The 12,019-nt window shown below is 30.2% G+C and carries 15 protein-coding genes; 7 read left to right on the forward strand and 8 right to left on the reverse strand.

The features are described from left to right. Positions 1-27: 27 nt before the first annotated feature. The 4 genes from FLAK523_RS09230 to FLAK523_RS09245 all read right to left on the reverse strand — a co-directional run bounded on the left by FLAK523_RS09230 (position 28) and on the right by FLAK523_RS09245 (position 2,867). Positions 28-441 (reverse strand): hypothetical protein, encoded by a 414-nt coding sequence (locus FLAK523_RS09230; RefSeq protein WP_248902824.1) that lies wholly within the window; start codon positions 439-441, stop codon positions 28-30. Between the two features lie 33 nt (positions 442-474). Beyond that, positions 475-1,017 carry an RNA polymerase sigma factor gene (locus FLAK523_RS09235; RefSeq protein WP_248902825.1) on the reverse strand — a complete coding sequence of 181 codons (543 nt, stop codon included), beginning with the start codon at positions 1,015-1,017 and terminating at the stop codon, positions 475-477. Between the two features lie 62 nt (positions 1,018-1,079). Continuing rightward, positions 1,080-2,294: an SRPBCC family protein gene (locus FLAK523_RS09240; protein ID WP_248902826.1), complete on the reverse strand. Its 1,215-nt coding sequence runs from the start codon at positions 2,292-2,294 to the stop codon at positions 1,080-1,082. A gap of 384 nt (positions 2,295-2,678) precedes the next feature. Next, entirely contained in the window at positions 2,679-2,867 is a 189-nt protein-coding gene (locus FLAK523_RS09245) for a hypothetical protein (RefSeq protein WP_248902827.1), read from the reverse strand. A gap of 80 nt (positions 2,868-2,947) precedes the next feature. Here FLAK523_RS09245 and FLAK523_RS09250 point away from each other — a divergent pair, with 80 nt between their 5' ends. After that, on the forward strand, positions 2,948-3,328 hold the full coding sequence (locus FLAK523_RS09250) for a nucleoside triphosphate pyrophosphohydrolase family protein (RefSeq protein WP_248902828.1): 381 nt from the start codon (positions 2,948-2,950) through the stop codon (positions 3,326-3,328). Between the two features lie 75 nt (positions 3,329-3,403). Here the strand turns inward: FLAK523_RS09250 and FLAK523_RS09255 are convergent, their stop codons facing one another. Next, positions 3,404-4,471 (reverse strand): branched-chain amino acid aminotransferase, encoded by a 1,068-nt coding sequence (locus FLAK523_RS09255; RefSeq protein ID WP_248902829.1) that lies wholly within the window; start codon positions 4,469-4,471, stop codon positions 3,404-3,406. Positions 4,472-4,774: 303 nt separating this feature from the next. Here FLAK523_RS09255 and mnmD point away from each other — a divergent pair, with 303 nt between their 5' ends. The 3 genes from mnmD (at position 4,775) to FLAK523_RS09270 (ending at position 6,204) form a co-directional block, all read left to right on the forward strand. Next, the gene (mnmD, locus tag FLAK523_RS09260; RefSeq protein ID WP_248902830.1) at positions 4,775-5,440 is read left to right on the forward strand and encodes a tRNA (5-methylaminomethyl-2-thiouridine)(34)-methyltransferase MnmD; all 666 of its coding nucleotides are present in this window, start codon (positions 4,775-4,777) and stop codon (positions 5,438-5,440) included. Positions 5,441-5,571: 131 nt separating this feature from the next. Beyond that, the gene (locus tag FLAK523_RS09265) at positions 5,572-5,769 is read left to right on the forward strand and encodes a hypothetical protein (RefSeq protein ID WP_248902831.1); all 198 of its coding nucleotides are present in this window, start codon (positions 5,572-5,574) and stop codon (positions 5,767-5,769) included. Between the two features lie 237 nt (positions 5,770-6,006). Further along, on the forward strand, positions 6,007-6,204 hold the full coding sequence (locus FLAK523_RS09270) for a hypothetical protein (RefSeq protein WP_248902832.1): 198 nt from the start codon (positions 6,007-6,009) through the stop codon (positions 6,202-6,204). Between the two features lie 45 nt (positions 6,205-6,249). On the opposite strand, the gene FLAK523_RS09275 is transcribed toward FLAK523_RS09270, so the two are convergent. Beyond that, complete coding sequence (locus FLAK523_RS09275; protein WP_248902833.1) at positions 6,250-7,191, reverse strand: LysR substrate-binding domain-containing protein; 942 nt, start codon at positions 7,189-7,191, stop codon at positions 6,250-6,252. Positions 7,192-7,367: 176 nt separating this feature from the next. Between FLAK523_RS09275 and FLAK523_RS09280 the strand changes: the two genes are divergently transcribed. From FLAK523_RS09280 to can, 3 genes are all read left to right on the forward strand, one after another. Further along, a complete protein-coding gene (locus FLAK523_RS09280; protein WP_248902834.1) occupies positions 7,368-7,649 on the forward strand; it encodes a hypothetical protein in 282 nt (93 codons plus the stop codon). A gap of 87 nt (positions 7,650-7,736) precedes the next feature. Beyond that, positions 7,737-9,392: a SulP family inorganic anion transporter gene (locus FLAK523_RS09285; RefSeq protein WP_248902835.1), complete on the forward strand. Its 1,656-nt coding sequence runs from the start codon at positions 7,737-7,739 to the stop codon at positions 9,390-9,392. Between the two features lie 104 nt (positions 9,393-9,496). Next, positions 9,497-10,132 (forward strand): carbonate dehydratase, encoded by a 636-nt coding sequence (gene can / locus FLAK523_RS09290; RefSeq protein ID WP_248902836.1) that lies wholly within the window; start codon positions 9,497-9,499, stop codon positions 10,130-10,132. Positions 10,133-10,172: 40 nt separating this feature from the next. On the opposite strand, the gene FLAK523_RS09295 is transcribed toward can, so the two are convergent. Together FLAK523_RS09295 and FLAK523_RS09300 are read right to left on the reverse strand one after the other, a co-directional pair. Continuing rightward, positions 10,173-11,372, reverse strand: coding sequence for an LETM1-related biofilm-associated protein (locus tag FLAK523_RS09295; protein ID WP_248902837.1), 1,200 nt, complete (start codon positions 11,370-11,372; stop codon positions 10,173-10,175). 68 nt (positions 11,373-11,440) lie between these two features. Next, positions 11,441-12,010, reverse strand: a complete 570-nt coding sequence (locus tag FLAK523_RS09300; protein WP_248902838.1) for a YdeI family protein — start codon at positions 12,008-12,010, stop codon at positions 11,441-11,443. Positions 12,011-12,019 lie beyond the last annotated feature (9 nt).

Genomic DNA, 12,019 nt, shown 5'->3' on the forward strand with positions numbered 1-12,019 from the left:
TTTAAATATGTAAAATTGTGTTCGAATTTATTCCAGAATATAATTCTCTAAGTTAGCGTTTGAAATAAGGATGTCTTCGACTGTTTTGTCTTCTAAAGCCAGAGATGTATTCATTTTATTTAAATCTTTAGCGTCTAAAACACTAATAAGATCATATTGATTCATATTTGTTTGATAGGATAAATAATTTTCTAAAGTTGCATCATCTAATTCTTTTGCATTAGTAGAATTATTATTTAGGATAGGAATCATTAAAGCTATAATTAAAACAGCTGCGGCCATCATTATAAGGTAATGCTTTTTTTGAAAAAACGAAATTACCTTAGTTTCTTCTTTAGGTAATTCCAGCATTAATTGCTCTGAAAAATTTTCAAAGTAATTCTCTGGAATAATAAATCCTGTTTCTATTTTAGGTTCGTCTTCTAATTTAAATGCTTTCATATTATTTCTTAGACTTTAAAAACTTTAAAAGGTTTAATTGGTGTTTATAAAGAGTTCGATTTTCTTTACTGCATGATGGTATGAAGCTTTCAAAGCGCCAACTGAAGTTCCTAAAACAGATGATATTTCTTCATATTTGAGTTCTTCCATGTATTTCATTTTAAATACGAGTTGCTGTTTTTCAGGAAGGGTTGCAACGGCTTTGTGAAATTTTATTTGCATTTCATTCCCGTCAAAATAAGTGTCTGCCGTTAGATTGTCTAAGGCTTTGTTTTGTAATATTTCCGATGAAATTCCGCTTTTGGTTGCTTTTTGTTTTAAGAAAGTCAAAGCTTCATTTGTAGCAATTCGATATATCCAGGAAAAAAGTTTACTTTCCCCTTTAAAATTTTTCAAATGCTGAAACACTTTTATGAATGTGTTTTGTAAAACATCATTGGTGTCATCGTGGTTCAACACAATGTTACGTATGTGATTGTATAAAGGCTTTTGGTAGGTTAACAAGAGTTTTTGAAACGCTTCATTTTGCGTTTTTGGGTTCAATAACTGTTGTATAAATTCCTGTTCTTCCAGCAAAGCTATTATTTATCTAGTTAGAGTGGAAATCTTCAAATAGGTTTAATCGATAACTAAAAAAATTATTGATATTCATCTATTTCTGTTGCTTTAGGAGCAACTATTTTTTTAGCTTCGGGTTTTTTAATAATAGGCTTTACAATAGGTTTAATAACTTTTACCGGTACTGCTGTGTTGTTAACTGTAGGTTCTTCCTGAGTAGTTTCTACCGGAGTACTATTTGGTTGTATGTATGTAGTCGTAGTAGATACAGGTACAGCTTTTGAAACTATTGGTATATAAAACTCAGTAACCCATTTTGAAGGACTTTTTATTTCAGCTTTAGTAGTAGTGTAAATTTCAAGATGAGACATAACTGGGTCTATTCTAAGCTGGTTTATTTTAATGTATTCCAATGCTTTGTTTAACGCATGTATTCTGTGTGAATAATCTCCTGTCAAAGTTGTTTTTACTGCTTCAAAAGTTTCATATTTTCCCGATAAGATATCACTTCCAGGGCTTATGTAAATTTCTTCTTTTATTGGTACACAAATAGAAATTCGGGCTATTTCATTAATTGCATCATACGTTTCATAGATTACAAAAGGTTTTCCTTTTACTACTATGTTGTTTTTTTTACAGAAATCAATAATTTTAGGAAAAAGGAGACGTGTGTTTTTTAAAATACTTGAAAATTTGCTTGTAAAAGTTTGTTTTAAATAGAAGGAGGCTGTTTTTTTTACTAAGCCATCAACCTTAACTGAAAATGTGTTTATTTCGTAATCAAGAGATTTGTCTAAGTTGGTTAAGCTTTTTTCATACATTCCGCCTATAACCTTATCTACACCACCATTGAAAGCAGTATAAATTTTGAATATAAAACTCATTTTTCCTTTGGTTTTCCAACTTACTTTAGTTCCTCCAATGGTATCTTTAAATTTCCAGTAAACATCAGAAGAAGTGCCGTTAAAATTCATTTTTTGAGAAATACTGTCATTTTCTTTTGTGAAAAGGGTCTTCATGTCCCCAGTACCTTCTTTCCCTTCCCAAGAATAAGAAGCTCCTGCGCCAACGGTTTTTTGAGAGTAAATTATTTTCATATTTGGATCCTCAGTTACCCAAGAACCAAAATCTTCCCAATTTCGATAATCATTAACATAATTAAAAACTTCCGATTTAGATGAATTGATAATTTTACTTCTCTCTACGACGTAGTCTCCTTTTTGTGTGGCAACAAAAATCGAAAGAGCTACTAGACTTAGTAAAAGTAAAAGAAAAATATATTTTAAAATTCTCATAATTAATTGGTTATTTTCAGTTGTAAAGTTATAAATTTTATTAATAATTAATACGTTGTGTGAAAATAATGTAAAACTCAGATTTACAGAGCAGTATCTGTTTTTCTTGAAGTTTAACTTTTAATTTTAAGGATTGTGTTTAAGATTCACACTTTTTTAATGTAATAAAAGGAGTATCAAAAAATTATATTGAAAAGCAGTCCTATATGATTTTTTAGTGTTCAGCTTAATTCAGTCGACTTGGATTCAAAATAATAAAAAGAAGAAACGAATTATTTTAATCAAAAAGGGATGATGTAATATGGAACGTATGTGTAGAATGTAGAAAACGAAAAAAAAAACGCCGCGAATAAAGGGCGTTTTAATGTTGAAAAAGGAATGGAGTTACCTTTTAAAATATACTTTTATCAAGAATAAAATCCCAATAAAAACAATAAAACCTATCAATATTTTATAGTTACCCTTGTAAAACGTTCTGTGTAATGTTAAATCTTTTCGGTAGGCATAAATCATTGCAATAACAAAAGCAATAAAAAAACAGCCTGCAAATATTAATTGTCCTTGACTAAACATAGTTATAATTTTTTGGACAAAAATAGTTAATTGTTTAGGAATAGTTACTATTTTGCCTATTCATTTCAAAAATTAAAATTATGCAAAAACAAATCAATTCTGTTAAGGAATTTCATACCGCATTTAAGATAGGACATAGTGAATCTCCGGTGGCTGATTTAGGGGAAAGCAAGAACATACTTCGGTATCATTTGATGAAAGAGGAAAATGAAGAATATCTTGAAGCGGTTCAAAATAATGATATTGTTGAAATTGCAGATGCTTTGGGTGATATGATGTATATTCTATGCGGTACCATTATTGAACATGGATTGCAGCATAAAATTGAAGAAGTTTTCGACGAAATTCAACGTAGTAATATGAGTAAATTAGGGGAGGACGGTAACCCTATATATAGGGAAGACGGCAAAGTGATGAAAGGGCCTAACTATTTTAAGCCTGATTTTTCTAAGATAATTTAAGGTTATGCAAAACTTTATTTCAAAAAAAAATCTCTTTTCAAAGAAAAGAGATTTTTAATTATTTGTAATCTATAATTATACTTTTACAGTCCAACCAAAAGTATCTTCAGTTAGTTTGTGTTGCATATTTGTTAATTTGTCTTTAAGAAGTAAAGCCATAGAATCATCTACTTTTGGCAATTCATAATAAACCTCTTTATATGAAAAACCAATAATTGGATTCACAACAGCTGCTGTACCTGCTCCAAAAATTTCTTTTAAAGTCCCGTTTTTAGACGCTTCAACTAATTCTGATACCAATACTGGACGCACATCTACAGTAATTCCTTCTTTTTTAGCCATATCGATAAGACTTTTTCGGGTAATACCATCTAAAATTCTTTCGCTTGTAGGAGCAGTATATAAGGTGTCGTTAATTCTAAAAAACACATTCATTGTACCTGCTTCCTCAAGTTTTGTATGAGTTGCATCATCTGTCCAAATCACTTGTTGGAATCCTTGTTTGTTAGCAAGAGTTGTAGGGTAAAATTGTGCTGCGTAATTTCCAGCCGCTTTTGCCGCTCCAATTCCTCCGTTTGCCGCTCTACTGAAATGCTCAGCAATAAGAACTTTAACCTCACCTGAATAATAGGCTTTAGCAGGAGATAATATAATCATGAATTTATAATCACTGGAAGGGTTTGCAACCACTCCAGTTCCTGTAGCAATCATAAAAGGTCTTATATATAGTGTGTTTCCTAATCCCTTTTTTACCCAAGCTTCATCTAATTGTAACAATTGATTAAGTCCATCCATAAAAACATTTTCAGGAACTTCAGGCATTGCCATTCTTACTGCTGAAGTGTTGAATCTTTTATAATTTTCTTCAGGTCTAAAAAGCCAAAGATCATTATTATCATCTTTATATGCTTTCATACCTTCAAAAATAGCTTGGCCATAGTGAAAAACTTTTGCAGAAGGGTCAAGTAAAAACGGTTGGTAAGGTTTGATGATTGGTTTTTGCCACTCTCCATTTATATAATCACATTCAAATAAATGGTCTGTAAATACAGCACCAAAGCTTAAATTTTCAAAATCCACTTCGTTTATTTTTGAAGTAGCAGCTTTAATAATTTCAATTTTGTTGGTTTGAGTTGTACTCATAATTTAGATATCGTTTTTTGTTTTTTGTTTTTACAAAGTGTAAGGTTGAGACAAAACATTAAATTGAGACAAACTCAGACTTTGATTTTTGCAAAATTAATTAAAAATCAATAGAATCATTGTATAATAGGACATTAAATGTATCCTTTTTTAAACTTTTTTTATATGCTAATAAGTTGAGTGAAATAAATTTAAAAGGTTTGTTCTAAATACAGCTTAGTTTTAAATTATGATTTATTTGTTTTTACTTAAATTTGGCAAGATTAAATAAATCCATTTTATAAATTCCAATTAATAATTATTTTGAAAAGAGAAGTAATCAAAACCCTCGACGGCTCAACTACAATTCAAATAGAAGGATGGGATGAATGTTATCATTCTAAACACGGAGCGATTCAAGAAGCGAAACATGTTTTTATTAAAAACGGGCTTTCTTTATATGAAAATAGAACTGTTTCAATTTTGGAAATAGGATTTGGTACTGGTTTAAATGCTTTTATTACTTTTTTGGATGCGAAAAAATTAAATCAAACTATTGAATATGTTGGAGTGGAGGCTTATCCCATATCAGCCGAAGAGTTAATTTCGATGAATTATGTTGAAGAATTGAATGCTTCAGCCGAAAACGAAGTTTTCAATAAAATGCACGAATGCAGTTGGGAAGAAAAAGTGAGATTAAGTGATCACTTTTCATTAACAAAACGGAAACAATTATTTTCTGACATTGATGACATTGATAAATTTGATTTGATATATTTTGATGCTTTTGGATATAAAGTACAACCTGAATTGTGGAGTACAGCCATTTTTAAAAAAATGTATGATTCACTAAAGAGTGAAGGTGTTTTAGTAACATATGCTGCACGTGGGGTAGTAAAACGTAGTATGATTGAAGTAGGATTCACAGTAGAAAAATTAGAAGGCCCTCCTGGGAAGCGTGAAATGTTTAGAGCCCGTAAATCCCAGTAATTTATAATATTTACTTTTTTTAACATAATAAATTCTTAAAATGTACGTTTAATCATCATATTCCATTTAGAATAAATGTATATTTACAACAGTTAATAGAATTAAAGACAACCCCAAAACCTTAAATTAGTATGTCTAAAATTATGTTTGATTACACAAAATCAATCTTGGAAAGAGTAAGTTTTGACCCAAAATTATTCTGTAAAGAATTAGAAAAGGCTATAAAATCACTGTTGCCTTATGAAATGGAACAGTTACGTGAATGGTTATTTGATTTTATAATAGAAAAACCAGAATTAAAACAATGCTTACTTATTATAAATAAATAAAACATAAAAAAAAGGAACCTTAACGGTTCCTTTTTTTTATGTTTTCATACCATCTATTTATGCTAATTTACAATTCTGTTTTAATATATTATTGTAGGTTAATAATTATTTAAAACTAAAAAAGATGTAGTTAAACGATGAAATGTACTTTTTAACGTTTTTTTTGAAGAATAAAACTCAGTGATTTTATACATTTACAGTATACATTATTTAAATAACTTTATAAACCTTCTTATTATGTCCAGAATGATATATGATTACACAAAAGAAGTACTCGAAAGAGTTAGTTTTGACCCAAGGCTTTTTATAAAAGAGTTGAGAAAGGCAATTAGAAATTTATTGCCTTATGAAATTGAACATTTAAGGAAGTGGCTGTCATTTTTTACAAATGAAAAACCAGAATTAATAGAATGTTTATACGTTGTTAGTGATTAAGTATTTGTTTTAAAAAAGGAAAGCTCCCCCAAGCTTTCCTTTTTTTTATTTCTTTTGTATTGGGCTAATTATTTGAACGTTTTGAAAAACTATGGCGCCTTTAATAACTCCTGCGATTGTATTTCTTAAAGCATCAATAATATGAATCTTAAGTTCGCTTTTAGGGAATATCAAACTTACTTCACGGGCTGGTTTAGGCTCAGCAAAATGACGGAGTTTTAACTTGTCAGATTCCTTTAAATCTAATGTGTGTAAATAGGGTAGTAGTGTAGTTCCAAGTCCTTCATCAGCTAATTTTATTAATGTCTCAAAGCTTCCACTTTCAATTCTGAAATGATCAAAATCCTTTTTAGAGGAGTTTTTACATAAATTCATAATTCCGTCTCTGAAACAATGACCGTCTTGAAGTAATAAAATTTCATCTAGATTTAAATCGGATATTTCAATCTCTTCTTTTTGGAAATTTTGATGATTCTCCGGAATATAAGCCACAAATGGTTCGAAATACAATACAATTTCTTTAATTTTTTCTTCCATTAATGGAGTTGCGGCAATTGCAGCATCAAGATGACCATTATTGAGCTTGGTGATGATTTCTTCAGTATTCAGTTCCTCTATGATTAACTTTACTTTTGGGTATTTTTTTATGAAATTATTTAAAAACATCGGCAATAGAGTAGGCATAATTGTTGGAATTATTCCCAATCTGAATTCCCCGCCTACAAATCCTTTTTGTTGCTCAACTATGTCTTGAATTCTGTCGGCTTCATTGACAATATTTTTGGCTTGATTTACAATTTTTTGCCCAATATCTGTAAGCTGAATTGGTTTTTTGGTCCTATCAAAAATTAAAATACTTAATTCATCCTCTATTTTTTGAATTTGCATACTCAGTGTGGGTTGAGTAACAAAGCATTTTTCTGCAGCCAGTGTGAAGTTTTTATGTTCGGCTACGGCCAAAACATATTTTAATTGAGTAATTGTCATTGAATAGTATTTTGTGATGCAAATATAAAAACAATCAATTTAAGTTATAGTATAAAATAAGATTTTCTTCTTTTCTTTTGATTCAGACTTTAAAATGTTGTAAAATTTTGATGTTTTGGTATTATTTTATTGAATTAGTTTTTATTTTTTATAATTAGCTTGTATTTTTGTGAAATATGAAATTTGCTGTACAATTAGTTTTATTCTTATTTATAACTTTTCTTCTGACTCCTACTATAGTTCGTCTGGTTGAAGAGAATACGGATACTTCCTATTTTTACAGTATGTCTGAAGAGGAACGTACCTATAAAGAAATTACAGCTGATTATAATTTTGATATCGATGTCGAGTTTATGAATTTCCTACCGTTAACTTCAAGTCTTATTCAATCTAAGAATATTCTGGAGCACGATTCAATATCTTCCGACATAGTTATTCCCCCACCCGAACAAGTTTAATACATAATTGATTTTATATTTTTAAAATCTAAATTTCGCATTATTGAATTGTGAAAAACTTCTTTGTATTCAATTTTTATAAGTATTATGACAAAAAAAATAAATCTTTTTGCTAACCTTAAATCTGATTTTGCTTCAGGTTTAGTGGTTTTTTTGGTGGCGCTACCCTTGTGTTTAGGTATTGCAATGGCTTCTGGAGCTCCCTTGTTTTCAGGTATTATCTCTGGTGTTATTGGAGGAATTGTAGTAGGGTATTTAAGTAAGTCACATTTAAGTGTTTCAGGTCCTGCAGCTGGTTTAACTGCAATTATATTAACCGCAATTACGGACTTAGGTGCGTTTGATGTTTTTCTTACTGCCGTTTTCATTGCGGGTATACTTCAGTTGGCTTTAGGTTTTATTAAAGCTGGAAGTATTTCAAATTATTTCCCTACTAATGTAATTGAGGGAATGTTAGCCGGAATAGGTATTATAATAATTCTAAAACAACTGCCTCACGCTTTTGGGTATGATAATGATTTTGAAGGAGATCAATCCTTTCTTCAAAGTGATGGGCAAAATACGTTTTCTTCTTTATTAGGGATATTTGATTATATTCAAATGGGTTCCATTATTATCACAGCATTATCTTTAATTATTTTAATTTCTTGGGACAAAGTTCCTTTTTTTAAGCGACTTAAATTAGTACCTGGGGCTCTTGTAGCCGTAGTTGTTGGTGTTGTTTTAAACGAAATGTTTATGGTTTCAGGCAGTTCTTTCGCTATTGCAAAAGAGCATTTAGTTTCCCTTCCTGTTCCTACTAGTTTAGAAGAGTTCAGCGAAATTATCGTTACTCCTAATTTTTCTGGATTTATGAATCCAAAAGTTTGGGTAGTAGGATTAACAATTGCAATTGTAGCTTCGATAGAAACATTATTATGTATTGAAGCAGCCGATAGAATGGATGCTAAAAAACGATTTACAGACACTAACGTTGAGTTAAAAGCACAAGGTGTTGGAAATATTCTAAGTTCACTTTTAGGAGGTTTACCTATGACATCAGTTGTGGTTAGGACTTCAGCTAATAATAATGCAGGAGCTAAATCTAAAATGTCAGCTATTATCCATGGTGTTTTGTTATTGATAAGTGTTGTGACAATTCCTTTTATGTTGAATAAAATTCCACTGGCAACTTTAGCGGCAATTTTACTTATGGTAGGATATAAACTAGCTAAACCTGCTACTTTTATTCATTTCTGGCAAAAAGGGAAATACCAGTTTGTACCTTTTATAGCTACTTTGGCTGCAGTTGTCTTAACTGACTTGTTGAAAGGTGTTGCTTTAGGTATGATCATTAGTATTATCTTTATTCTAAAAGGAAATTTAAAAAGAGCGTATAGCTTTAAAAAGGAAGTATATGAAGACGGTGACGTGATTCACATTGATTTAGCACAGGAAGTTTCTTTTTTAAATAAAGCAGCAATAAAATCAACATTGAATGATATTCCAGAGAATTCTAAAGTTATCATTACAGCTTACGATACTGTTTATGTTGCTCATGATATATTGGATTTAATCCATGATTTTAAAACGACAAAAGCTAAAGAAGATAATATAAAAGTCAAACTTAAAGGGTTTAAAAAAGCATATGAACTTAATAATTCAGATGACACACCTAATAATGTTACAGTTGAACATATTTATGATGCAGCTAAGAGAAAGATGGTGAAAAAGGAAGTGTTAACAGATGAGATAAGTAATTAATTACTAAACATCAATTTGTCTATAAACTAAATACTTATTTTAATATCATTGTAATTCTAAAATTCATAGAGTCAATATTAAAATAAAGATTAATATTAAAAATAATGAGTGATTTTTATAAAAAAATACTAGATAATAATAAAGTATGGGTCGAGAAGACTTTGGAAACAGATCCAAATTATTTTAAAGATTTAGCGAAAGGACAAACTCCACCTTTATTGTGGATAGGTTGTTCAGATAGTCGCGTTCCTGCTAATGAAATCATTGGTGCTAAGCCAGGAGAGGTTTTTGTTCACAGAAACATTGCTAATATGGTTGTGCACTCCGATATGAATATGTTGAGTGTGTTAGATTATGCAGTCAATGTTTTAAAAGTAAAACATGTTATTGTATGTGGTCATTATGGCTGTGGTGGAGTAAAAGCAGCTATGGGGAATGATTCCATAGGAATTATAGACAACTGGATTCGTCATATAAAAGATGTGTATCGTCTTCACAATACCTATTTAGATTCGATTGTCGATGAGAATGAACGCTTTAATAAGTTTGTTGAATTAAATGTAAAAGAACAAGTGTTCGATTTAGGTAAAACATCCATAGTGCAGTCAGCATGGAAAAACGGACAAGAATTGAGTATTCATGGTTGGGTTTACGGATTAAATTCAGGTTTTGTAACTGATTTAGACGTAAATCTTAGTTCAAACAATGATTTAGATCAAGTTTACCAATTAAAGTTTTAAAATAAAACAAAAAAATATCCGCTTTATAGCGGATATTTTTTTAATCAGTATCTAGATTTTCATTGAATGCTGAAGGTAGCATTTTAGGGATAAACTTGATAAGTATTGGTAATAACAAACTACCACCAGGCAATAAAAAGATGGTTAAGGACGGTATTGATTTACAAATGTCAAGTAGCTGTTTTTTTACTTTTTTCTTTTCTTTTTCATCTAAGTCTCTTCTAGTGGAAATTGCCAGTAATATCATCAATTCTTTACTTAGAACTATTTCTTTTACTAATCGGTTTTTATTTCTGGTGATTAGTGTAATTACACTTTGAGTCGTTTGATCATAAAAATGTTTTACGGGATTCGAATAATTAAAATAGGGAATCTCTTTTTTGTGTTTTGTTATGAACTCATCCGTACTTTTTATGCTTTGATCAACAAATTCATCTGGAACAGCCATCAATTCAGCTATTTTATGTAAAAAATAAGTCTCCTCGTTTTCTATCACACCATCACTCCATATCGCCATTCCGGCAATGTCTAGCAGGTAATATTTTTCTAATTCAGAAGTGAAATACTCTAATTTAAGTTCTTCAAGATTTTGAATATTTACTTTAGAAAATTTACTGTATCGTACAGATGCCTCGAAAAGTTTAATTAATAAATCATCATAATTAGACTTGTTTGACTTTGTTTTCAACGAAAGCGAGACAATACTAATGACAGCTTCTTCTATCTTTTTTAAATATTTCTCTGGGATTGAACCATGAATTAAATATTGACGGAAAGCCAAAACATCAACAAAGAGCAGAGCATTGGTTACAATATGCGAAAAATTCTTACTGATGATATCGACATTTGTTTGAACTCTACTGTCGATTATCTTTTCTAGATTTAAAGAGGGAGGGCTATTAGGTAAGACTTTTTTAAATAAATTAAAGCCTTCGGGATTCATTTCGTTATAGAAAGTCATCGCTTTTATCACAAAATCTTTTTCGTCTTTTTCACTTGTAGTAAGCCTGTAAATATCGTAAAGGGTATTGAGTAAGGCTACCTTAGAAATTTCGTTTTGAAGCCATCCTTTTGTATTTATAGGCTCTACTGTATCAAAAGATACAATATGACCGTATATAAATCCAGTATCCCTTACATTTTGATAAAATAAATCTACAGTTTTAGATAGGTTTTGGTCTGAACATTTTTGTTCACTAAAAAATTTATCTATCCAACCAGGAGCCGATGGGTTAATCATTATTGTATTTTGAAATTGCAAATTTATATATAATTACGAAAGTAAAAGAAAACTTAGCCAAATAATAATTAATTTCTTGACTTTATGTTTTGTTGGCAAAGAGCTACTATTTCTGTAATTCTATTGTTTCTTGTTTCTTCACGCTTTGCTTGATTGAGCCAATAGAGATAACTTTTTCTATAGGAGGGACTGAAATTTTGATAATTGTCGAAAGCTATACTGTTTTTATGGAATTCAATTTCTAAATCTAAAGGGATAATTAAATCTTCAACAGCATCTAATGAAGTCCAAGAACCGTTTTGTTTTGCGATTTCTATTTTAGCAAAACCACTTTCATGTATTAGATTTTCTCTAATAAGATTTTCAATGTATGTTTTGTTGAGTTTACTCCATACACTTTTGTCTTTTCTAGGAGAAAAAGTTTGCTTTCGTCTATCGGAATCAATTTTTTTTACGGTCGAATCAATCCAGCCATAGCATAGCGCAACTTGAACAGCTTCTTCCCAACGCATACTTTCATAAGGACTTGCCACTTTATAAAAAATTAAAGAAACGCCTTTTGAAAATTGATGGTTCTTATGCAGCCATTCCCGCCATTCAGTTGCATTTTTAAAATAGTGAAGTTCCTTTTCTTCCAAAATACTTTT

Source organism: Flavobacterium sp. K5-23 (assembly GCF_023278045.1).
Taxonomy (GTDB): Bacteria; Bacteroidota; Bacteroidia; order Flavobacteriales; family Flavobacteriaceae; genus Flavobacterium.

Coding starts and splice junctions, on each gene's coding strand:
- FLAK523_RS09245 (WP_248902827.1), bottom strand. CDS start 2,867: ATGTTTAGTCAAGGACAATTAATATTTGCAGGCTGTTTTTTTATTGCT.
- FLAK523_RS09265 (WP_248902831.1), top strand. CDS start 5,572: ATGTCTAAAATTATGTTTGATTACACAAAATCAATCTTGGAAAGAGTA.
- FLAK523_RS09295 (WP_248902837.1), bottom strand. CDS start 11,372: ATGATTAACCCATCGGCTCCTGGTTGGATAGATAAATTTTTTAGTGAA.
- FLAK523_RS09285 (WP_248902835.1), top strand. CDS start 7,737: ATGACAAAAAAAATAAATCTTTTTGCTAACCTTAAATCTGATTTTGCT.
- FLAK523_RS09250 (WP_248902828.1), top strand. CDS start 2,948: ATGCAAAAACAAATCAATTCTGTTAAGGAATTTCATACCGCATTTAAG.
- FLAK523_RS09280 (WP_248902834.1), top strand. CDS start 7,368: ATGAAATTTGCTGTACAATTAGTTTTATTCTTATTTATAACTTTTCTT.
- can (WP_248902836.1), top strand. CDS start 9,497: ATGAGTGATTTTTATAAAAAAATACTAGATAATAATAAAGTATGGGTC.
- FLAK523_RS09275 (WP_248902833.1), bottom strand. CDS start 7,191: ATGACAATTACTCAATTAAAATATGTTTTGGCCGTAGCCGAACATAAA.
- FLAK523_RS09255 (WP_248902829.1), bottom strand. CDS start 4,471: ATGAGTACAACTCAAACCAACAAAATTGAAATTATTAAAGCTGCTACT.
- FLAK523_RS09240 (WP_248902826.1), bottom strand. CDS start 2,294: ATGAGAATTTTAAAATATATTTTTCTTTTACTTTTACTAAGTCTAGTA.
- FLAK523_RS09230 (WP_248902824.1), bottom strand. CDS start 441: ATGAAAGCATTTAAATTAGAAGACGAACCTAAAATAGAAACAGGATTT.
- FLAK523_RS09270 (WP_248902832.1), top strand. CDS start 6,007: ATGTCCAGAATGATATATGATTACACAAAAGAAGTACTCGAAAGAGTT.